Consider the following 20,743-nt stretch of genomic DNA (forward strand, 5'->3'; position numbering starts at 1 on the left):
GTCCGAGCTTGTGTGATCGCCGTCCTTCGCCTGCGCGAAGGACCGAGTGACACCCCGCAGCGACCGTCAGATGGCGGCGCTGAACCAAGCCCATTTGCCTCGGATCTTTCCAGTGAACATCTCCAGACCCGAACAGCGCGTTCTGCACGCGCTCGCGCAGGGCGGCTCCGTCCGTCATGAACGCGGCGACGGCCGCAAGATCACCAGCATCCTCTGTGTCACCCGCGATGGCGCAATCCTCTCGGACTGCACACTCGACGTCTTCGCCCGCCTCCGCCGCAAGCAGCTCATCGCCTCTCGCGGCGGCGGACCCTACCGGATTTCACGGCGAGGCCTCGACGTCGTGCGCGCGCAGGCCACAACCGCTGAGCGCGGGACAGCTCAGCCCTCCACCAGCAGCCGCACCGGACCACTGGTGTGGCCCGCCTCCATGTCGTCAAGGGCGTGCGCCGCTTCCGTGAAGGGATAACTGTGACCGCCCTCGATGCAGAGCCCGTCCTGAAGCGCCGCGAACCAGGCTTCGGCCGCCGGGCGGAAGCGTGTCTCGTCTGCGAGGAACGCGAGTATGCTCGGCCGGACGAGAAAGCGGTTCACAAGCAGGGCGGGGTCTATTGCCGGCAGGCCGCCGCTCACCTGCCCGAGGCTCGCCGCAGTACCGAAGGGCGCGAGCGCCTCGAGGCTCCGGAGCAGCGTCTCTCCGCCGATGCCATCGATCGCCGCGACGACGCCTACGCCCCCGGTGATCTCCCGCACGCCCTCGCGAAAATCGTCGTCGCGATAGAGGATCGCGTGGTCGAGACCCCGGGTGCGCGCCAGCTCGGCCTTGGCCGGGCTGCCGACCGTTCCGATCACCGTCGCGCCGCGCCGCTTCAGCCACTGCACCAGGATGAGACCGAGCCCACCGGCCGCTGCGTGAACCAGCACGGGCTTCCCGCCGACATCCGGCAGGACGCGGTCAAGCAACAGGCCGGCCGTCAGTCCCCGCAGGAACGATCCCGCCAGCTGCCGCTCATCCAGCCCGTCGGGAACAGCCACAAGCCGCGCAGCCGGGAGATCGCGGAGCTCCGCATAGCTGCCCGCCGGAGGTCCGGCGTAGGCCACGCGCATGCCCGGTGCGAAGCCCTCGACATCCGATGCCACCCCCTCGACGATCCCCGCCGCCTCCACGCCAGGGACAGGCCCGAGCGGATAGAGGCCATTGCGCTGATAGATGTCGACGAAATTCACCCCGATGGCGCTCTGCCGCACCCGCACCAGTCCCGGCCCGAGCGGGCCGTCGCGCCTGTCACGCAGAAAAAGCGGCGCGCCCGCCCCGAAGCTCTCGAATTCCAGAACACGTGCCATGCGTTTCTCCTCTTGCGGTTTCCGCCAGACCTAGAACGCTTGCAGGTCCTGCAGAATTCCAGAAATCTGCCCATCTCATGAGTGGAAATGCACATATGAACTGGGAAGACCTCCACCACTTCCGCACGCTTGCGCAGCAGGGGAGCTTTTCCGCCGCCGCCCGCGCCCTCGGCGTCGATCACACGACCGTCGCGCGGCGGGTGAGCGCGCTCGAAGCCGCGCTCGGCCTGCGCCTTGTGGACCGCCTGCCGCGCAGCGTCGTCCTGACAGAGGCGGGCGCCGAGATCGCGGAGCTCGCCGAGGGTGCGGAGGACGCAGCCTTTGCGGTGCTGCGCGCAGCACAAGGCGCCCGTTCCGGGCCGGCGGCGCCCGTGCGGGTAAGCGCACCCCCGGCGCTCGCGGCCTGTGTCATAGCGCCGCGCCTTTCCCTGCTGCGGGCCCGCCAGCCGGAGATCGTCGTGACCCTCTGTGGCCAGATCGGCGCGGCGGATCTCGACCGGCGCGAGGCCGATCTCGCGCTCCGCCTCTCCCGGCCAAAGCAAACCGGGCTCATCGCCCGCAAGCTTGGCGATCTCGCCTTCGGCTTCTACGGCGCGCCAGGCACGCCGCCCGACGAAACCGGCTGGACCCTGATCGCCGGCGATTCGGCGCAGGCGAGCCTGCCGCAATTCCGCTGGTTCGAGGCCCGCCTTGCGGGCCGCCCGGTGGCGTTTCGGAGCGATGACAGCCTGATCCAGGCCGGAGCCGCCCGCGCGGGGCTCGGCGTCGCGTTGCTGCCCGATGTGATTGCCGCGACCGACCCCGGCCTCGTCCGCCTCCAGTCGCGAGAGACGCCGCCCTTGCGCGAGATCTGGATGCTGGTACACGACGATCTCAGGCGCGCGCCCGCCGTCCGGCTCGTGATGGATTTCCTCGCCGAACAGGTGCAGGCCGCGCTTGAGTTGCAAACCCCGGAAGCGGCGGGCATAAACCCCGCTACGACAGCGGTGCCGGAGCAGGAACGCAGATGACTTACCTCGATTTCGAAAAGGGCCTCGCGGAGATCGAGGGCAAGGCGGAGGAACTCCGGGCGCTCGCGCGCGCGAATTCCGAGATGGACGTGGACCAGGAGGCGCTCGCGCTCGACGCCAAGGCCGCCGCGTTGCTGGTCGAGCTCTACAAGAACCTCAATCCCTGGCGGAAATGTCAGGTTGCCCGCCATCCGGACCGGCCGCACTGCAAGGATTATGTCGAGGGGCTCTTCACCGAGTGGACCCCGCTGGCGGGCGACCGCAACTTCGCCGACGATCAGGCGATCATGGGCGGTCTCGCCCGCTTCGACGACCGACCCGTGGTGGTGATCGGCCACGAAAAGGGCAACGACACCAAGAGCCGCATCGAACGCAATTTCGGCATGGCGCGGCCCGAGGGTTATCGCAAGGCGATCCGGCTGATGGATCTTGCCGACCGCTTCAACCTCCCGGTGATAACGCTGGTCGATACGCCCGGCGCCTATCCCGGCAAGGGCGCCGAGGAGCGCGGACAGGCCGAGGCGATCGCGCGGTCGACCGAGAAATGCCTCGCGATCGGCGTTCCGCTCGTCTCCGTGGTGATCGGCGAAGGCGGCTCCGGCGGCGCCGTGGCCTTCGCCACCGCCGACCGGCTCGCCATGCTCGAGCACTCGATCTATTCGGTGATCTCGCCGGAAGGCTGCGCCTCGATCCTCTGGAAGGACGCCGAGAAGATGCGCGAGGCGGCCGAGGCGCTGAAGCTCACCGCCCAGGATCTCTTCGCCCTCGGCATCTGCGACCGGATCATCTTCGAGCCGGTGGGCGGAGCGCAGCGCGACAAGGACGAGACGATCTCGCGCGTGGGCGAGGCCATCCGCGGCATGCTCGGCGAGGTCGACCAGATGGACCGCGAGAGCCGCCGCGCCGCGCGCCGGCGCAAGTATCTCGACATGGGATCGAAATCACTCGTCGCGTGAGACAATCGGCTTCGGCGCGGGCCGTGGGCCGGGATCGAACCCGGCCTCGCGCATGAGCCGGTCGGAGTTTTCCTCCACCACCTCCTCGAGCTGGCGCATGAAACGGTGGATCGACAGGCCCGCCGGAATCGGTGCGAGGAACTCGAGCACCGCAAGGCCCGGATGCTTCCTGAGGCTCCGCCGCCCCCAGAACACGCCGACATTCGTCGCGGCCGGGATGCAGGTGTTGCCGAAACGCTGATAGAGCACGCCGGCTCCAACCTTGTAGGGAAGCCGCGCGGCGGGCGCGACGCGGGTGCCCTGGGGATAGATCACCAGCTGCCCCGGCTCGTCGTTGCTCCGCTCGGCATGGGCGACCATGTCCTTCATCGCCTTGGCCTTCTGGCCGCGGTCGACCGGCGTCGAGCCCATCCGCATGGCATAGAAGCCGAGAACCGGCGTCCAGCGCAGCTCCTTCTTCATCACGAAACGCGCGCGCGGCACCACGGAGCAGATCATGATGATGTCGAGGAAGGACTGGTGCTTGGAACAGATGATGACCTCGCCGCGCGGCACCTCGCCGCGGATCTCCGTCCGCAGCCCGCAGATCCGCTCGAGCAGCCAGAGCACGATGCGGCAATAGGCGTGAACCGACCAGTAGGCGCCCTTTGCCGACCAGATCGCCAGCGGCATGCAGAGGATCCCCATCACCAGCATGAGGCTGTAGATCAAGAAATCGAAGACGAGCGAGCGGACGATCAGCATCGGGCCTCCTTGCCTGTCAGGTCCAGCGGCGGAGCAGACGGGCGAGCGTCGCCCGCGTCGCAGCCCAGCCCAGCAGCGTCGCCGCGACCGGCACAAGCAGCGGCAGCAGCCAGCCCCGCCCCTCCGGCCCGATCGCGACCAGATAGAACCCCTGCGCACTCTCGCGCGGCAGGATGGAGAGAAGGGCGAGCCCCGCTGCCGTGCCGACCGCGCCCGCCGCCAGCGCGAGCCAGCCGAGCCGTCGGGCGAAGATCGCCGCAACGAAGCTGTCCCGGGCACCGACAAGACGCAGGGTTCGGATGATCGGCGCATTGGCCAGCGCCGCTGCGCGCGCGGCCAGGACATAGACGGCGGCGAAGGCCACCGCGAGAATTCCAAGCGTTGCAAAGGCAAAGATCCGCACCCCTTCGGCCGCGGTCACAAGCCCGCTCCTGAGGCTGCCGTGGTCGTCGAAGACCGCGTGCGGCGCGCTCTTCGCCAACGCAAGGTTGAGCGCCCCCACATTGAGCCTGCCGGGATCGATGCCCACGTCGATCAGCAGCGGCAGCGGCAGGCTCTCGATATCGGCCTCGGTGCCGAGCCAGGGCTCGAGCAGCCCCCGTTGCTCGCCGAGCTCGACGATGCGCACACTCCGCACGCCGGGGGTCGCCCGCAGCGTCTCGAGGGCCGCGCGCGCCTCCTGCTCGACCACCGCGCCCTCGGCAACGATCTGCAGCGTTGCCGTCCCGGCGAGCTTGCCGCCCCAGTTCTCCACCAGCCGCCCGCCCGCAAGCCCGAGCGCCAGCGCCAGCGCGGCGAGAAAGGCGAGGATCGCCGTCACCGCGGCAAGCGGCGTCTGCTCGCCCGCCCTGCGCGGCACCAGCCGGTCGGCCGCCCGATCCCGGAGCCGGAAACGGCCGCTCAAAACGCATCCTCCACCGGCACGACGCGATAGCCGTCGATCGCGAAGACCCGGGCCTCGATCCGAGTGCGCGCCGCCCGGATCAGATTGACATCATGGGTCGCGATCAGGATCGTCTTGCCCATGCGGTTGAGCTCGATGAAGAGCGAGAGAATGCGCATCGCCATGTCCCAGTCGACATTGCCGGTCGGCTCGTCCGCAAGGATCATCGCCGGGCTCAGGATCACCGCCCGCGCCACCGCCGCCCGCTGGCGCTCGCCCCCGGACATCTCGGAGGGCAGCGCATCGACCCGGTTGCCGAGATCGACCCAGTCGAGCAGCGCCCGCAGATCATCCGCCCGCTCGGCGAGGTCGATCCCGCTCACCTGCAGCGGCAGCGCGATGTTCTCGACGAGCGAGAGGTGGTCGATGAAGCTGCAATCCTGGTGCACGACGCCGACCGCGCGGCGGAGATCGGCAATCTCGTTGCGAGCATTCTCGCGGATCTGGCGGCCGAAGTGGCGGATCGTGCCGCCGGTCGGCACGAGATCGTGGTAGCAGAGCCGGAGCAGTGTCGTCTTGCCCGAACCCGAAGGGCCGACGAGGAAGGTGAAGCTTCCCGCCTCGAGCCCGAGATTGACCTTCCTCAGGACCGCCTTCTGCCCGTAGCTGAACGCAGCCTCCTCGAATTCGATCACCGGGCCCTCCTGAACCATGCGCCGGCGGTTATACCGCGCCTGTGTGCGGGCGCAACGGCGGTCTCTTGGAAACGGAGCCGTGCACCGCTAGAAGAAACCGACCGGTCCGGCAAAACGCGCCGCGCCGAGGGATGAGACAGGGAACCAAATGCGTCTGACCTGCCCGAATTGCGGTGCGGAATATGAACCCCCGCGGAACATGATGCCCTCCGGCGGGCGCCATGTGCAGTGCTCGGCCTGCCACACGCGATGGTTTGCCAGAAACGAAAGCCGCCCGCTGCTCACCGAAGACCAGATCATCCAGCGTCTGGAATCCCGCACGCCCAACCTCAGGGTGATCGAGGAGCCGGTGGCCGCCCCCTGGAAGAAGCCGAAGCTGCAGGCCGAACCGGCTGCGGCGCCCGCCGGGGCGAAGGTCACACCCTTCGCGGCAAAGGACGCGCCGAAAAGCGCGCCCGAAACCGCCGAAGAAGACTTCTCCTGGGAAACGCCGGAAACCGCTCCGGCATCCGCCTTTGCCGAGGCGCCGAGTGCGTTCCGGACCGATGCGGACGAACCGGCCGCGGCCGAGACGGACTTTGCCTGGGCCGAACCCGCGGCGAAACCCGAAACAGCCGAGGCCCCCGATCCTGTTGCCGACGAGACACCCGCGGCGCCCGAAACAGCCGCCGCGACCGACGAGGTGGCCGAAGCGCCGGAGGCCGCTCCCTCCACGCCGGTCCCGCCCGCCCCGGAACCGACACGCGAGGCGGCCGCCCCGGCGACGACAGCGCTGAAGGAGGCCGAGCCCCGGCCGAGAACCGCAGCCCCGGTCGAGCCTGTCATCATCATCGAGGAAACATCCCCGATCCGGTTCTGGCTGGGCTTCACCGCCGCGGTCGCGGTCGTTGCGGTCTTGCTGGCGATCTATTTCGCCACCCGCGCCGAGGCTGCCGGCCTGCCCGCCGCAAGCCTTCTCGACAGGATGCCGCATGACGTGGCGGCGCTCCTGAGCCCACAGGGCTGAACCCCTGCCTCAGAACCGATCGAGCAGACGGCGCAGGTAGTCGAGCTCGACCTGCGGTCGGGAGCGGTCGCCGGAGCGGCGGCGGATCTCGTCAAGGATCTCGCGCGCCCGTGCCGCCGCCGAGCCGCTGCCCTCCGGCAGCATGCGGGAATCGGTGCGCGCGCCGCCCATCGCCCCGAGCGGGCGACCCAGCGGATCGGCATTGCTGCGGGATTGCGACGTGCCGCCCTCGCTGTCCTCACCGCCCTGCTCGCCTTCGGCCTGGCGCATATCTTCCGAGAGCCCGCGCATCCCCTCGCGCAGCTGGTCGATCGCGTCAGCCTGATCGTTGAGCGCCTCGGCCGTATTTCCATCGCGGAGCCCGTCGCGCGCGTCCTCCATGCTCCGCTGTGCATCCTCGAGCGCCTGCCGCGTCTCGCTGTCGGCCTCGCCCGGTAGGTTCTGCTGCAGCTCGTCCATCAGGTCGCGCAGCGCCTCCTGGCGTTCGGCGAGCGAGCCCGGATCGGTGCCCTCGCCCTGCGCCCGCCCCTCGCCCCGAGGCGCGCCCTGCGTCTCGCCCTCGGCACCGGGCTGGCCGCTGCCTTCGCGGAACTCGCGCTGAAGCTCGCGGAAACTGTCGTCAGCCAGCCCCTGTTGCTCGCGCAGCGCATCGGAAAGGCCCTGCATGCTCTGCTCGCCCTGGCTGCCGCCCTCACCGCCCTGGGTAAGCCGCATCTCCATGTTCTCGAGCATCTGCTGCAGCATTTCGAGCAGCGCTTCGGCCTCGGCCCGGCGGCCCTGTTCCGAAAGCTCCTGGATCCGGTCCATCAGCTCCTGAAGCTGATCCTGATTGAGGCTCTGGCCCTCCTGCGGCGCCTCGGCGGTCTCCATCTCGCCGCGCTCGATCGCCTCGCGGGCCATCTGCTCCATGTAATCGCGGGTCGCGTCGCGCAACTCCTGCATGAGCTCGGCGATCTCCTCGTCGGTCGCGTCGCCCTTGAGCGCCTCCGAAAGCCGCTCCTTGGCGCGCGCCAGCCGATCCGCTGCATCGCCGAGGCTGCCGTCCTCGAGCAGGAGGGCCGCGCGCCAGAGCCCGGCGGCGATATCGTCGCGGGCGGCGGCGACCTGATCGGCCTCGACCGCCACCTCGAGCCGCCGGATCGCAATGCGGGTCATGAGATAGGCCCCCGCCCGGTCGAACAGCCCTTCGGGATGAAAGGTAACCGCCCGGAGCACCTGGCTCACCCGCGACCCGTTCGCCGCCGCCCAGAGCAGATCCCGGCGCTGCTCGGCCAGCGCCGCCGCCGCCGGATCGAAGAACTTCCGGCCCGGCAGCGCGGCATGCACCGTCTCGGACCGGCCGGTCTGGCCGAGCGCATCCTCTGCGACGAGGGTGATGGTCACCGGCAACCCGGCCCAGGGATGGCCCGAGAAATCCTCCTCGAGCGTCTCCGACACCTCGGCCGCGGACCCGGACACCGGGAGCGGCAGCGGAATGACGATCTTGTCCCGCGGGTCGGGGCTGAGCGCGAGGCCGTAGCGGCGGTCGACGGCGGGAAGGTCGAGCGCGATCTCTGCCCGCGCCGCGGTGATGCCGTGATCGTCCCGGGCGAGGTAGGGGATGCGGGCAAGCCCGCCGGGGGCACGCTCGACCGGGCCCGCGACGGCGATCTCGGGCGGAAGATCGGGTTCGATGGCAAAGCTCCAGTGGCCGAGATCGCGGCCGCCGCGGCGGAGACGGATTTCGCCGCTTTGCGCGAGATCGAACTCTGCCAGCGCGATGCCGTCCGCGGCCCGGGTGAAACCCGTGCCTTCCACCCCGGAAACGCTCTCGCTGAGACGGAACTGCGTCTCGTCGCCATAGGTCCGGAGCGTGATCCTGGTGCCCTTCGGCAGAGAAACCGGTGCATCGCCGCCGGCAAGCTCGGGCAGATAGAGCGTCGCGCGGCCGGTATAGGCGGGCGGCTCGGCCCAGCCCTCGTAGCTCGGCCCGGTCTTGGGCGCGGCTCCGGCGCCCGGAGCCATGGCTGTGCGCAGGCTCTCGACCCCGCTCGATCCGGCAAAGATCAGCGCGGCACCAAAGAAGACCAGCACCGCGAGCCGCAGGGCCCAGGGATCGCGGCTCGCGAGCCGGAGATCGGCGGGCACCCGTTCGGCCTTCGCCGCGCGCGCGAGCATGCGGGCCTGATGAACCGACCAGAGCGCGCGGACGGCCGGATCCTCGCCGCCGAGGGCCGGGGCATCGTCGAGTGCGGCGAGCGGGCGGCCCGGAAGCGAGGCATCGAGCCGGGCGATGGCGGCCGCGCGGCTCGGCCAGCGAAACCGCCGCACCCCGCGCCAGAGGAAACGCAGGAGAAGCGCCGCGGCGGCGGCAAGAGCGAGACCAACCTGAAGACGGTTGCCGAGCTCGGCCGCGCCGAAGGCAAGTGCGGCCCAGAGGGCGGCAAGCAGGGCGAGGAAGGGCCAGAAGGCCTGAAGCGCCGATTCGAGGACCATGGCGGCCCGGGTTGCGCGAAGCACCCGCTCAATCCGGCGTTCCGTCTCGTCGATCCGCGCCTTTTTCGCCATCAGCCCCTGTCAACCGGTCCAGCATGCCGGACCGCGCAAACCGGGGCCGAGCCCGGCCTTCAGCCGATCCATTCGGGGATCGTATCGCGACCCAGCATTTCTTCAAAGCTCGGACGTGCCCGCACCACAGCGAATTGATCTCCGGAAACCAGAACCTCCGGCACCAGCGGGCGCGAGTTGTATTCCGAGGCCATCACCGCACCATAGGCGCCCGCCGAACGGAAAGCCAGCAGATCGCCCGGACCCAGCGGCGGAAGGTCGCGGGCGCGGGCGAAGGTGTCGCCCGTCTCGCAGACCGGCCCCACCACATCGACCGGTGCGAGCGGGCCGCCCGCGGCGGGTTCGATCACCGGAACGATGTCATGCCAGGCCTCGTACATCGCCGGGCGCACCAGATCGTTCATCGCGCCGTCGAGGATGAGGAAATCGCGGCCCTCGCCCTTCTTGAGATAGAGGACGCGGCTGAGCAGGATCCCGGCATTCCCTGCGATGAGCCGGCCGGGCTCGATCTCGATCTCGCAGCCGAGATGCCCGACGGTGCGGCGGACCACCTCGCCATAATCAAAGGGAAGCGGCGGGGCGGTGTTGGCCCGGCGGTAGGGAATGCCGAGGCCGCCGCCGAGATCGAGGCGGCGGATGTCGTGGCCATCGGCACGGAGCGCGAGGGTAAGCTCGGCGACCTTGGAGAAGGCGCGCTCGAAGGGCTCGAGCTCGGTGAGCTGGCTGCCGATGTGGACGTCGATCCCGACGACCTCGATCCCCTTGAGTGCGGCCGCCTCGGCATAGACGTCACGGGCGCGGGCGATCGGGATGCCGAACTTGTTCTCGGACTTGCCGGTGGCGATCTTGGCGTGGGTTTTCGCATCCACGTCCGGGTTCACCCGGATCGCGATGGGCGCGCGGAGGCCGAGGCCGCGGGCGACCTCGTCGAGGGCGAGAAGCTCGGGCTCGCTCTCGACGTTGAACTGGCGGATGCCGCCCTCAAGGGCCAGCGCCATTTCCTCGCGGGTCTTGCCGACGCCCGAGAAGACGATGCGCTCGCCCGGCACGCCCGCGGCCTTCGCCCGGCGGTATTCGCCGCCCGAGACCACGTCCATGCCCGCCCCGAGGCTGCCCATGAGCTTCAGCACGGCGAGGTTCGAATTGGCCTTCATCGCGAAGCAGATGAGGTGCGGCATGCCCGCCAGCGCCTCGGAAAACACCTCGTAATGCCGGGTGAGGGTCGCGGCGGAATAGACATAGACCGGGGTTCCGACCTCGGCGGCGATCTCGGGGAGGGGCACGTCCTCGGCGTGGAGGATGCCGTTCCGGTAGTTGAAATGGTCCATGGGTCAGGCTCCCCGGCGGAGGTGAGGCGGAACGGGGCCCGGGCAGGGGTTTTCAGACATCGGACAGGCACCGCTCACGGATTGGATCGCGCCGTCCTAGCCTGCCGGACCGGCGCAGTTCAAGCGGGCGCGGCGAGGATGCCCTTGCGGTGAAAATCGGGCTTTTCACCGTGAAACGAAAATCAAGTTATTGAAAACGCGAGAATAAGTGGTTGATAACTCATGAATGGGCTTGTCTTTTCACGCTTGGGGCCTGTTTCGGGATGCGGGGAATTGCTCCGTCGCTGACCCTCGGTCAGGGGATTGGGCGTAGATGCACGGGGCCCGCGCGGGACTTGGCGGGGAGATGGGGCGCCGCTTCGACACGCCCCGGTCCCGGCCCGGAGTCGGCTGGCGCGCAGGATCAGAGGAGCGGGCCGATGATGGCGAGGGCGTTGTTCCAGAGCCTGCGGCCGGGGCCCCAGTCACGGACATGCTCGAGCAGGACGGGGCTGCTTTGCGCCAGATACTGCTCCTGGCGGGCGCGCATCGCGGCGGTCGTCGCGGCGTCCTGCAGCAGGATGTTGTTCTCGTAGTTCAGATCGAAGCTGCGGCGGTCCATGTTGGCCGAGCCGATCAGGGTGATCTCGCCATCCATGGTGAGCGATTTGGTGTGCAGGAGGCCCTGCTGGAATTCGTGGATCTTCACGCCCGCTTCCAGAAGGCTCTCGTAATAGCTGCGGCTGGTCGCGCCCACGGCGAAATCGTCGTTCCGGGCCGGGAAGATGATGGTCGTGTCCACCCCGCGCGCCGCACAGGCGCAGAGCGCCTGTTGCAGGCTGGGTGTCGGCACATAGTAGGGCGTGGTGATGAAGAGCGTCCGGCGCGCGGCGAAGACCAGCGAGGTGAACATCTCGGACATGGCCGAGTTGCGGAACGTCGGGCCGGTGCCGACCACCTGCGCCGGGAATCCCGGCACGGCGGGCGACATCGGCACGGCGAGCAGGGCGGAGATGTCGTCGCCGCCATTGCCCATCCAGTCGCTGGCGAAGAGATGCTGGTTCTCGCGCACGACCGGCCCGGTGAACCGCATCACGGCATCGACCCAGGGGGCGTATTTCGCCTTGGGCAGAAAGGCGGGATCGGCGCAGTTCTGGCTGCCGCAGAAGGTCACGCTGTTGTCGATCACCAGGATCTTGCGGTGATTGCGCAGGTCGATCCGGCCGTTCAGGACCCGCAAAAACGGATTGCCGATGCGCAGGGCCGAGCGGGTGCGAATGCCGGCCGCCGTCATCTGCCGCCAGAGCGCGCTCTTGAGCAGCGCGCGCGAGCCGAGGTCGTCCACCATGGCGCGACAGACCACGCCGCGCGCCGCGGCCCGCATCAGCGCCTCGGCAACCTTCCGGCCGTTGTGGTCGTCGAGCCAGATGTAGAAGAGCAGGTGGACATGATCGCGCGCCGCATCGATCGCCGCCACCATCTCGTCGATCGCGACATCCGGGCTTTCCATCAGCACGGCCGCGTTGCCGCCCACGGCCGGATAGCCCGAGATCGACTGGCCGACACGGAAGAGCGGCGCGTATTCGGGTTTCAGATCGGCGGCGTTTTCCGGCGCCGCCCAGCCTGCGGCGGCCTCGGGGCGCGGCAACCCGCTGAAATCGGACTTCAGCCGCGCGACGCGCCGCCGCCCGACACTGGTCTGGCCGAACAGCAGATAGGCGAGCGCCCCGGCATAGGGCAGGATCAGGACGACCAGCAGCCAGGCCATGCGGGATTCGGGCTGGCGGTGACGGCGCAGCAGGATGTGCAGGGCGCAGACCACGACGACAACGACATGGAGGATCAGGTAATACAACGGGAGGCGCCCTCTCGGTCTCGGTCGGGTGACACGGCGGCCGGGCCGGCCGCAAACGCCGCGGGTGGCTTGTCCGGACCGGATCGGCCGGGATGATGCGGGCGGGACCTCGCCGGTTTCAAGCGTTTTTTCCCGCAGGGCGCGCACGCCCCGATGGGCGCGGCGCAGGGCCTGATCGCTTTCGCCGCGCAGGATGGGATGGCTGCCCCGCCGGGCCGCCGATCCGCGCGCTATTCGATCGCGATGTTGAAGACCTGCCAGATCCACCAGTCGTCGTTCATCCCGGCAAGATCGTCACGTTCGGCGCGGGGAAAGACGATCTGGGTCGGGCCGAAATCGCCGATGCCGAAGGCGCGGCCGTCACGGGCAAGCGCCACGACGGCGCCCCTGGCGGTGAGATCCGCGACCGGGACCTCGACCGCGTAGCCGTCCATCGCCACAAGGGTCGCGGTCTCGCCCGTCGCGCCCGCGGCCTCGAGGACCGCGGCGAGGCTCGGGCCGGTGAATGTGCGCTCCGGGCCGCCCCTGGGGAAATCGGCGCGGACTTCCGCCTGGGGCAGCGCGGCGAGGGCGTCGGTGTCGAAGGCCATCGCGGTCTCGAACGTCATGTCGTTGAAGGCGAAGAGCTTGTCGTACTCCGGGTCCATCGGCCCGCGGTTGGGGGTCTCGATCGACCCGGTCAGGGTCAGGAGCACGGGCCCTCCGGCCCAGGCGGGCGCGAGAGAGCCGAGCAGGAGGAAAAACCCCAGTACGGGGGCGAAGCGGCGGCGGGACGGGATCATCGGCTGGGCCTCAATCTGCGATCAACGGTTCCGCACCACGCCTTGATCACCCCGCGTCGGTCTGCTGCTGCGCGTCTTCCGGCGGGACCGGATCCCCCTTGATGCCGCAGGCCGCGAGCAGGAGGAGGGCGAGGCAGAAGCCGAGGCGGCACATACGCAAAGCCATTATTTCAACATATCTTTCCAGCGAAGGATCTGGGCCTCCACCTGGACCGGCGCCGTGCCGCCATAGCTTGCCCGACTCGAGACGGAATTGTCCACTCCCAAGACGTCAAATACCTCCGCGACGATGTCCGGGTGGACCGAGCGCATTTCCTCGAGCGAGAGATCGGGCAGATCGACGCCCTTGTCCTCGGCCATCTTCACCAGCGCGCCGGTGACGTGATGAGCCTCGCGGAAGGGCAGGCCGAGCGCGCGCACCAGCCAGTCGGCGAGGTCGGTCGCGGTGGAGAAGCCCGAGCCGGCGGCGGCGCGGAGCGCGGGGGTGTTGGGCTTCATGTCGCCCACCATGCCGCTCATCGCGGCGAGCGCGAGCATCAGGCTGTCGGCGGCGTCGAAGACCTGTTCCTTGTCCTCCTGCATGTCCTTCGAATAGGCGAGCGGCAGGCCCTTCATCACCGTGAGCAGGCCCACCAGCGCGCCATTGATCCGGCCGACCTTGGCCCGGATGAGCTCGGCGGCATCCGGGTTCTTCTTCTGCGGCATGATCGAGGAGCCGGTCGAGAAGCGGTCGGAGAGGATGACGAAGCGGAACTGGGCCGAGGACCAGATCACCAGCTCTTCGGCGAAGCGCGAGAGATGCGTGGCGCAGAGGCTGGCGGAGGAGAGGAATTCGAGGGCGAAATCGCGATCGGAGACCGCGTCGAGGCTGTTGGCCATCGGGCGGTCGAAGCCGAGCGCCTCTGCGGTCGCGGCGCGGTCGATCGGGAAGGAGGTGCCCGCCAGCGCCGCGGCGCCGAGGGGGCATTCGTTCATGCGCGCGCGGGCATCGGTGAAGCGGGCGCGGTCGCGGGCGAACATCTCGACATAGGCCATCATGTGGTGGCCCCAGGTCACCGGCTGGGCGGTCTGGAGATGGGTGAAGCCCGGCATGACGAGGTCCTTGCCGGCCTCGGCCTGGCCGAGCAGCGCCTGCATCAGCGCCCCGAGCCCGACGATGGCGGCGTCGCACTGGCCGCGCACCCAGAGGCGGAAATCCGTCGCCACCTGGTCGTTGCGCGAGCGCGCGGTGTGGAGCCGCCCGGCCGGTTCGCCGATGAGCTGCTTGAGGCGGGCCTCCACGTTCATGTGGATGTCCTCGAGCGCGCGGGAGAACGGGAAGGTGCCGGACTCGATCTCTGACAACACCGTGAGCAGGCCTTCCCGGATCGCGGCGGCATCGCTATCAGTGATGATGCCTTGCGCCGCGAGCATCGCGGCATGGGCGCGGCTTGCCTCGATGTCCTGGGCTGCAAGACGCTTGTCGAAGTCGATCGAGGCATTGATCGCTTCCATGATCGCGTCGGGCCCGGCGGCGAAGCGTCCGCCCCACATGGCGTTGGAGGTCTTTGTGTCGGTCATTTGTTCCGCCGTCGAATATCGGGAAAGTCGGATGAAGCGCCTGAACGTTCTTCTTTGCGCCCTGCTCTACACCGGGCTTGCCGCCATCGCAAACCCCGCGGGGGCGCAGGCGCTCGACGCGGCGCAGCGGGCGGAGCTTTCGGAGCTCCGCGAGGGCGACATGCGCAAGCTCGTGATCCACGAGGCGCCGCTGCCGGCGGGCACGGCGGCCTACAGCGATTTCGACGGCGAGACGCACCAGCTGGCGGACTCGAACGGGCAGGTGCGGCTGGTGAACTTCTGGGCGACCTGGTGCGCGCCCTGCCGCACGGAAAAGCCCTCGCTCGACCAGCTCGAGGCGGAGCTTGCCGGCCCGGATTTCGAGGTGATCGCGATCGCGACGGGGCGGAACCCGCCCGAGGCGATCCACCGCTTCAACGACGAGGTGGGGATCGTGGCGCTCACCACCTATCTCGATCCGAAGAGCGAGCTTGCCTCGGAGATGCAGGTGCCGGGGCTGCCGGTGACGGTGGTGCTCAACCGCGAGGGGATGGAGATCGCGCGGCTGATGGGCGGCGCCGACTGGGCGAGCGAGAGTGCGCGCCGGATCGTCGATTATCTGGTCGCGCTTCCCGCGCCGGAGCCCTCGGCCGGGTGAGGCGCACGGGGCCTGCCTCAGGCGGGCCCACCATGGGCGCAGCGGGCGGGCTTGAGATCGATGAGGGGCGTGCCGTCGAGGCAGTCGAGGCTCCGGACGATCAGGCGCGGCCCCTCGACACGGACAAGGCGGACGCGCGCGGTGCCGATCGGATTGGGCCGGACCGGCGAGCGCAGCGCGAAGGTGCCGCGGCTGTAGCCGTGGTTGCGCGGGCTCTGGCGGACGAGATCGCGTCGGGCGCGGTCGAGCCAGTAGAGCACCTCGAGGGTCTCGTGCCGTTCGATGCCTTCGAGCGCCGGAACCCAGGGCGCGAAGATCTCGAGGGTGCATTCGGGCCCGGAGGGGTCGCCCTGGCGCGGGCAGTCCGCGCGATCGGTCCAAGGGGTGTGGATGCGGCCGATGAAATGGAGGCTTGCATCGAAGCCTTCGGGCGGCTCGACCCGGATCTCGCCCTCGCGGATGTCCTCGTCTGCGGCCATGGCGCGCGCCCCCGTGTCCTCAGTCCTCGAGCTTCCGTGCCTCGTCCACCAGCATCACCGGGATGCCGTTGTGGATCGGGTAGGCGAGATGCGCGCCCTTCGAGATGAGTTCCTGCCGCTCGGCATCGTAGACAAGCGCGCCGCGGGTGACCGGGCAGACGAGGAACTCGAGCAGCCTGCGGTCGATATGGTGCGTATCCGGGCGCGGCGCGACGGTTTCCGCCGGCTCTGTGGGTTCCATGGGTCCGTTCACTGCACCGCTCCTTCGTCGCCGCCTCCGCCGCGGAGGGCGAATTCCATCAGGGTCACCAGCGTCTCGCGCCGGTTGGTCAGGGTCGGCGCCTCGAGCAGCGCCTGCTTCTCTTCCGGGTCGAACGGGCAGAGGATCGAGAGGGAGTTGATGAGAAGCTCCGCATCGGCCTCCTTCATGCTGTCCCAGTCGGACGCGAGCTGGGCGGCATCGAAGTAGCGCGAGAGCACCTCGAGGAAGGCCTCGCGATCGAAGGTCTCGTCACTTTCGCTGCGGTTGAGGTCGCGCTCGAACGAGCTCCAGTCCACGGCGGCGCGGCGATAGGGGGTGAAACCCTCGGTCTCTTCGCGGAGACGGAAGCGGCAGGCGCCGTGGAGGGTGATGAGATAACGCCCGTCCTCGGTTTCCTGCATCGCCGTCACCCGACCGGCGCAGCCGATGCGGTGGAGCCGCCCCTCGGCGCCGCGGCGATCGGGCATGGCAATGGGCTGCACCATGCCGATGAGGCGGTCAGGCGTCTTGAGCGTGTCCTCGAGCATCGCGAGGTAGCGCGGCTCGAAGATGTTGAGGGGAAGCCGGGCGCGCGGCAGGAGCAGCGCACCGGGCAGCGGGAAGATCGGGATTACCTCCGGCAGATCCGCAAGACCGAACTTCTTGACCATCATCCCGCCCCCCCGGGGTCAGGCGAAGATCATGGAGGAAAGGCGGCGGCGGCCCTTCTGGGCGAGCTCGCTCTTCGGCCCGAGACTGTCGAAGATCTTGAAGAGCTGCTCCTTCGCCGCACCCTCGTTCCACTCGCGGTCGCGGCGGAAGAGCTCGAGCAGCGTATCGATCGCCCCGGCGCTGTCGCCCTTGGCAACGAGCGCGAGCGCGAGGTCGTAGCGCGCCTTGTGATCGTTCGGGTCCTTTTCGACGGCCTCGCGGAGGCCGCCCTCGGCGGAAGCCGCCCCGGCGCTCGCCTCGGCGAGCTCGATCTTGGCCCGAACGCTGGCGAGCGCGGGATCCCCGGCCTTTTCGGGCGGCGCGAGATCGAGAACGTCCCGCGCCTTCACGAGATCACCGGCGGCAATATAGGCGCGCGCGAGGCCCGAGAGCGCCGCGACATTGTCGGGCTCCTCGCCGAGAATGGCGCCGAAGGTCTGGGCGGCATCGGCGAGCGCGCCTTCCTCGAGCATTTCCTCGGCGGCGGCGAGCGCTTCCTCGAGCCCGGCATCCCCGCCCGACATCTGCACGAGGCGGTCGATGAAGGCCTTGATCTGCGAGGGCTGCTGGGCGCCCATGAAGCCGTCCACCGGCTGGCCGTTCACGAAGGCAAAGACTGCCGGGATCGACTGGACCTGCAGCTGGGCCGCGATGCGCTGGTTCTGGTCGACGTCGATCTTGACGAGCCGCACCTTGCCGCGCGCATCGGTCACCGCCTTCTCGAGGACAGGGCCGAGCGACTTGCACGGGCCGCACCAGGTGGCCCAGAAGTCCACTATGACCGGAACCTCGCGGGAGGCCTCGATCACGTCGGCCATGAAGGTGGCCTCGGTGCCCTCCTTGATGAGGTCGGTCTTGCCCTGGGGTGCAAGGTTCAATTCCATCGGACTTCCTTCCCTTCCGGGGTCCGGCGCATCGCCGGGCGCCGGAGACGCGTTCCTGCAGGATCTACGTGGTGTAGCGTCCGGCACCCGTCAAGCGCAATGCACGAATCACGGCTGCACCCGGGCGCCCAATCCGCCGGTTCTGCCCGACTCCGCGCCGCTTGCGCCGTCTGAAAATCCGGCAGGACGCCCCTTCTGCCTGTCGGTTGACCGGTTTCGGGGTGTCGTGCCGCGCGCAGTCGTGATCGGTGCGCCATCGGCGCGCGGCGCCCCGCCTTGCGCGGCCCGGCCCTTCCCGATGTTCGCCTGCCCTGCCCCTCTGTGACGATACATGGAAGCGTGGGCAGCTCTGCGGACGAGCGTTGCCGATCCCGGTCTTCTCCCCGCCCCTCCACGTTCTCGTAAGAGGGCCGAGGCGCGACGGCACCGGGGAAACTCCGGTCGGCGCCTTTCCCCTCAGCCCGGCAGGGCCGATTCGTCGAGCAGGGCGGCGTGGCGGGCGAGGAAATCGCGCTTGGTCTCGGCGGGCGGCCGCAGATGCACCGCGAGCAGGGCGTCGTCCTCGAGCTTCGGGGCACCGAAGAGCCGGGTCGCCTCGGCCTGGGTGAAGCCCGCGATGCGGGTCGCCTCCACGAAGGCGGAGATGCGGTCGGCCCGCTTGATCTGGGTCTTGACCGTGCGCGGCAGCGTCGCCGGCAGGCCGAAGCGGAGGTGCACCGCCGCCGCGAGGCGGGCGTCGAGCGCGGCGTAGTCGGCGCCGATCGCGGCCTTCACCGGGGTGATCATGTCGCCGATCACGTATTCGGGCGCATCATGGAGCAGGGCCGCGAGGCGCCAGCAGGCGGGCGCGCGGGGGTAGAGCGCGCAGAAGATGCGCTCGACAAGCAGGGAATGTTCCGCGACCGAATAGGGATGCTCGCCGAAGGTCTGGCCGTTCCAGCGCGCGACGAAGGCGAGGCCATGGGCGATGTCCTCGATCTCGATGTCGAGCGGCGAGGGATCGAGCAGGTCGAGCCTGCGCCCCGACAGCATCCTTTGCCATGCCCGCGCCTTGGCCATCCGCTGCCTCCCGTTTTCGTCCGATGGTTGTGCGAACGAGGGCTAAACCTGTTTCCGGGGCGAGATCAAGCCGGCGGTCCGGCGGCCCGCCTGCTTCGCCTTCCATTCGCGCACGACAATATAGATGCCGCTCGCGATGATGACCGCCGCGCCGATGTAGGTCGCGAGATCGGGGATCTCGCCCCAGATCAGCCAGCCGAGCGCCGTGGCCCAGATGAGGGCGCTGTAATCGAGCGGAGCGACCACGACGGCGGGCGCCACACGGAAGGCCTGGGTCATCATCGTCATGCCCGCCGTGCCGAAGAGGGCAATCCCGGCGAAGAGCCAGAGGTCGCCGGGGCGGATCGGCACCCAGACGAAGGGCACGATGAAGGCGCTCAGCAGCGCGCTCGCCCCGGTGAGGTAGAGGAGCACGGTCCAGATGCTCTCGCGGCGGTCCACCCAGCGGCTGCCGAGCATCAGCAGCGCATAGCCGAGTGCCGCCGCCACCGGCAGCAGCGAGGCGGGCTGGAAGGTCGCGCCGCCCGGACGGACGACGATCAGCACGCCCGCAAGGCCCGCAAGGACCGCGAGCCAGCGCCGCCAGCCGACATCCTCGGCGAGGAAGAGCGCCGAGAGCGCGGTGATGAAGACGGGCGCGACGAAGATGAGCGCGGTCGCCTCGGCGAGGCCGAGCAGCCTGAGGCTCGAGAAGAAGAGGATCGTGGTGGCGATCCAGAGCACCCCGCGCAGCAGATGCGCGGCCGGGCGGTAGGAGCGCAGCGCGGCCGGCCCGCCCATCCGCAGCGTCAGGAGGAGCGCGAAGGGCAGCGCGATGATGTTGCGCATGAAGAGGATCTGGAGCGGCGAATAGCGCTCGGTGAGGATCTTGGCGAAGGTGTCGTTGCCACAGAGGCACATGACGCCGGCCAGCATCAGCACGATGCCCGTCGCCGTCTGCGGCCCGGAGGTCTCTGCACCACCCTGCGCGTCTGCCGTCGCCATCCCTGTTTCCCCCGTCCTGATCGCCGCCGCGCGGCCGGACGCCCGCTGATAGCCGAAGCGGGGCCGCGGCGGGAAGGGTTTGCGGGCGGGATCAGTGGTGGACGGTCAGCTCGTCGGGGAAGCGGTCGAGATAGTCGCAGAAGCGGCCGGTGGCGAGCAGATGGCGCCAGAAGGCGCTGCGCAGGAATTCGCGGTTCTCGTGCGGCGCCTTGCCATCGGGGCCGATCGGCGGCGCGTCGGGGAAATGCGCGGCGAAGAAGGCGCGGTAGGCGCGGCGGAAACGGCGCGGGAGCGCCCCTCCGCTATGGGTCCAGGGCTTCTTCGGGCCAATGAAATGCACGACATTCGCCCCCTCCATCGCCTCGAAGAACAGCGAGGAGCGGGTGTACTGCCAGTTCCAGACCGGGTTGAGCTCGGCCCAGGCGCCCTGAAGCGTGCCATTGAGCAGATTCTGGTCGTGGCGGATCATCTTCTCGCGGTTCTCGCGCCCGAAGGCGGTGCAGCGGCCGAGAAGGTCGCCGTCGTTGAAGCGCGCGACGTCGATGAGGAGCACGCCCGCGTTGAAGTAGCGCACCCCCGGCAGGCCCAGGCGGCGGAACTGGAGCGGCCGGCGCGAGGGCGTGCGCCACTGCATGTTGTCGCGCACCGCGCCGAGGATGTGCGGCCCGAGATCGACATCCAGCAGCGCGGAGAAATCGCCGCCCTGCACGAAGATGTCGCTGTCGAGATAGAGCATCCGGCGGTAGTCGGCCCGGAGCGCGAGGGGGAGCGCGAGGCGGAGATAGACCACCTGGGTCCGGCCCTCGTCGAGGCGGAGGCCGTCGAAGAGATCACCGGTGGTGATGCGGCAGTAGCGGATGTCGAGATGGGCGAGGCTCGGGGGCAGCGGCGTCTGCTCGCCCATGGCGCAGAGGCAGATGTCGAAATCGCGCTCGGGATGCAGGCGGGCAATCTGTTCGGCGGCGAAGAGCGCGAACTTCTCATATTTGCCATCGGCCGCAAAGACGATCGCCTTGTCGTGGCGGGCGGGGCGTGAGGCATCGAGCGTGGTTGTCATGG

Annotated in this window: 22 protein-coding genes; 5 read left to right on the top strand and 17 right to left on the bottom strand. The window is 69.2% G+C overall.

Annotation, left to right across the window (positions count from 1 at the left end):
* Positions 1-70: 70 nt before the first annotated feature.
* The gene (locus ACF66B_RS11835; RefSeq protein ID WP_392662681.1) at positions 71-469 is read left to right on the top strand and encodes a YjhX family toxin; all 399 of its coding nucleotides are present in this window, start codon (positions 71-73) and stop codon (positions 467-469) included.
* On the opposite strand, the gene ACF66B_RS11840 is transcribed toward ACF66B_RS11835, so the two are convergent.
* The gene (locus ACF66B_RS11840; RefSeq protein WP_111429479.1) at positions 382-1,344 is read right to left on the bottom strand and encodes a quinone oxidoreductase; all 963 of its coding nucleotides are present in this window, start codon (positions 1,342-1,344) and stop codon (positions 382-384) included. The two genes, ACF66B_RS11835 and ACF66B_RS11840, sit on opposite strands and share 88 nt — an antisense overlap.
* Positions 1,345-1,439: 95 nt before the next feature.
* On the opposite strand from ACF66B_RS11840, the gene ACF66B_RS11845 reads away from it, so the two are divergent.
* Both ACF66B_RS11845 and ACF66B_RS11850 read left to right on the top strand, forming a co-directional pair.
* Positions 1,440-2,354 carry a LysR family transcriptional regulator gene (locus ACF66B_RS11845; protein ID WP_111429478.1) on the top strand — a complete coding sequence of 305 codons (915 nt, stop codon included), beginning with the start codon at positions 1,440-1,442 and terminating at the stop codon, positions 2,352-2,354.
* Positions 2,351-3,310, top strand: a complete 960-nt coding sequence (locus tag ACF66B_RS11850) for an acetyl-CoA carboxylase carboxyltransferase subunit alpha (RefSeq protein ID WP_111429477.1) — start codon at positions 2,351-2,353, stop codon at positions 3,308-3,310. The genes ACF66B_RS11845 and ACF66B_RS11850 overlap by 4 nt, the downstream gene beginning before the upstream one ends.
* On the opposite strand, the gene ACF66B_RS11855 is transcribed toward ACF66B_RS11850, so the two are convergent.
* From ACF66B_RS11855 to ACF66B_RS11865, 3 genes are read right to left on the bottom strand one after another with little or no spacing between them, the layout of a single operon-like run.
* A complete protein-coding gene (locus tag ACF66B_RS11855) occupies positions 3,296-4,054 on the bottom strand; it encodes a lysophospholipid acyltransferase family protein (protein WP_111429476.1) in 759 nt (252 codons plus the stop codon). The genes ACF66B_RS11850 and ACF66B_RS11855 overlap by 15 nt on opposite strands.
* A gap of 16 nt (positions 4,055-4,070) precedes the next feature.
* The gene (locus ACF66B_RS11860) at positions 4,071-4,958 is read right to left on the bottom strand and encodes a cell division protein FtsX (RefSeq protein ID WP_111429475.1); all 888 of its coding nucleotides are present in this window, start codon (positions 4,956-4,958) and stop codon (positions 4,071-4,073) included.
* Positions 4,955-5,632, bottom strand: a complete 678-nt coding sequence (locus ACF66B_RS11865; RefSeq protein WP_111429474.1) for an ATP-binding cassette domain-containing protein — start codon at positions 5,630-5,632, stop codon at positions 4,955-4,957. Before ACF66B_RS11865 ends, ACF66B_RS11860 begins: the two co-directional genes overlap by 4 nt.
* Before the next feature lie 148 nt (positions 5,633-5,780).
* Here ACF66B_RS11865 and ACF66B_RS11870 point away from each other — a divergent pair, with 148 nt between their 5' ends.
* Positions 5,781-6,638, top strand: a complete 858-nt coding sequence (locus tag ACF66B_RS11870; protein ID WP_111429473.1) for a zinc-ribbon domain-containing protein — start codon at positions 5,781-5,783, stop codon at positions 6,636-6,638.
* A 9-nt stretch (positions 6,639-6,647) separates the two neighbouring features.
* Here the strand turns inward: ACF66B_RS11870 and ACF66B_RS11875 are convergent, their stop codons facing one another.
* From ACF66B_RS11875 to argH, 6 genes are all read right to left on the bottom strand, one after another.
* Complete coding sequence (locus ACF66B_RS11875) at positions 6,648-9,185, bottom strand: TIGR02302 family protein (protein ID WP_111429472.1); 2,538 nt, start codon at positions 9,183-9,185, stop codon at positions 6,648-6,650.
* Between the two features lie 59 nt (positions 9,186-9,244).
* Positions 9,245-10,513, bottom strand: coding sequence for a diaminopimelate decarboxylase (gene lysA / locus ACF66B_RS11880; protein ID WP_111429471.1), 1,269 nt, complete (start codon positions 10,511-10,513; stop codon positions 9,245-9,247).
* A 403-nt stretch (positions 10,514-10,916) separates the two neighbouring features.
* Complete coding sequence (gene cls, locus ACF66B_RS11885; protein ID WP_111429470.1) at positions 10,917-12,347, bottom strand: cardiolipin synthase; 1,431 nt, start codon at positions 12,345-12,347, stop codon at positions 10,917-10,919.
* 230 nt (positions 12,348-12,577) lie between these two features.
* Positions 12,578-13,129, bottom strand: coding sequence for a hypothetical protein (locus ACF66B_RS11890; protein ID WP_111429469.1), 552 nt, complete (start codon positions 13,127-13,129; stop codon positions 12,578-12,580).
* A 46-nt stretch (positions 13,130-13,175) separates the two neighbouring features.
* Positions 13,176-13,295 carry a lipoprotein gene (locus tag ACF66B_RS11895; RefSeq protein ID WP_392662689.1) on the bottom strand — a complete coding sequence of 40 codons (120 nt, stop codon included), beginning with the start codon at positions 13,293-13,295 and terminating at the stop codon, positions 13,176-13,178.
* Positions 13,295-14,689 (bottom strand): argininosuccinate lyase, encoded by a 1,395-nt coding sequence (gene argH, locus ACF66B_RS11900; protein WP_111429468.1) that lies wholly within the window; start codon positions 14,687-14,689, stop codon positions 13,295-13,297. The genes ACF66B_RS11895 and argH overlap by 1 nt, the downstream gene beginning before the upstream one ends.
* A gap of 31 nt (positions 14,690-14,720) precedes the next feature.
* Between argH and ACF66B_RS11905 the strand changes: the two genes are divergently transcribed.
* Positions 14,721-15,326, top strand: coding sequence for a TlpA family protein disulfide reductase (locus ACF66B_RS11905; protein WP_392662692.1), 606 nt, complete (start codon positions 14,721-14,723; stop codon positions 15,324-15,326).
* Between the two features lie 17 nt (positions 15,327-15,343).
* Here the strand turns inward: ACF66B_RS11905 and tsaA are convergent, their stop codons facing one another.
* The 7 genes from tsaA to ACF66B_RS11940 form a co-directional block, all read right to left on the bottom strand.
* Complete coding sequence (tsaA, locus tag ACF66B_RS11910; RefSeq protein ID WP_111429466.1) at positions 15,344-15,805, bottom strand: tRNA (N6-threonylcarbamoyladenosine(37)-N6)-methyltransferase TrmO; 462 nt, start codon at positions 15,803-15,805, stop codon at positions 15,344-15,346.
* Positions 15,806-15,824: 19 nt separating this feature from the next.
* Positions 15,825-16,046 carry a Trm112 family protein gene (locus ACF66B_RS11915; RefSeq protein WP_111429465.1) on the bottom strand — a complete coding sequence of 74 codons (222 nt, stop codon included), beginning with the start codon at positions 16,044-16,046 and terminating at the stop codon, positions 15,825-15,827.
* Between the two features lie 8 nt (positions 16,047-16,054).
* Positions 16,055-16,720, bottom strand: coding sequence for an LON peptidase substrate-binding domain-containing protein (locus ACF66B_RS11920; protein ID WP_392662695.1), 666 nt, complete (start codon positions 16,718-16,720; stop codon positions 16,055-16,057).
* 15 nt (positions 16,721-16,735) lie between these two features.
* Entirely contained in the window at positions 16,736-17,641 is a 906-nt protein-coding gene (gene trxA, locus ACF66B_RS11925; RefSeq protein WP_111429464.1) for a thioredoxin, read from the bottom strand.
* A 456-nt stretch (positions 17,642-18,097) separates the two neighbouring features.
* On the bottom strand, positions 18,098-18,700 hold the full coding sequence (locus tag ACF66B_RS11930; protein ID WP_111429463.1) for an HD family hydrolase: 603 nt from the start codon (positions 18,698-18,700) through the stop codon (positions 18,098-18,100).
* A gap of 42 nt (positions 18,701-18,742) precedes the next feature.
* Positions 18,743-19,684, bottom strand: a complete 942-nt coding sequence (locus ACF66B_RS11935; protein WP_111429462.1) for a DMT family transporter — start codon at positions 19,682-19,684, stop codon at positions 18,743-18,745.
* A gap of 91 nt (positions 19,685-19,775) precedes the next feature.
* The gene (locus tag ACF66B_RS11940; protein WP_111429461.1) at positions 19,776-20,741 is read right to left on the bottom strand and encodes a glycosyltransferase family 8 protein; all 966 of its coding nucleotides are present in this window, start codon (positions 20,739-20,741) and stop codon (positions 19,776-19,778) included.
* Positions 20,742-20,743 lie beyond the last annotated feature (2 nt).

The organism is Amaricoccus sp. B4, from assembly GCF_043226085.1.
Classification (GTDB): Bacteria; Pseudomonadota; Alphaproteobacteria; order Rhodobacterales; family Rhodobacteraceae; genus Amaricoccus.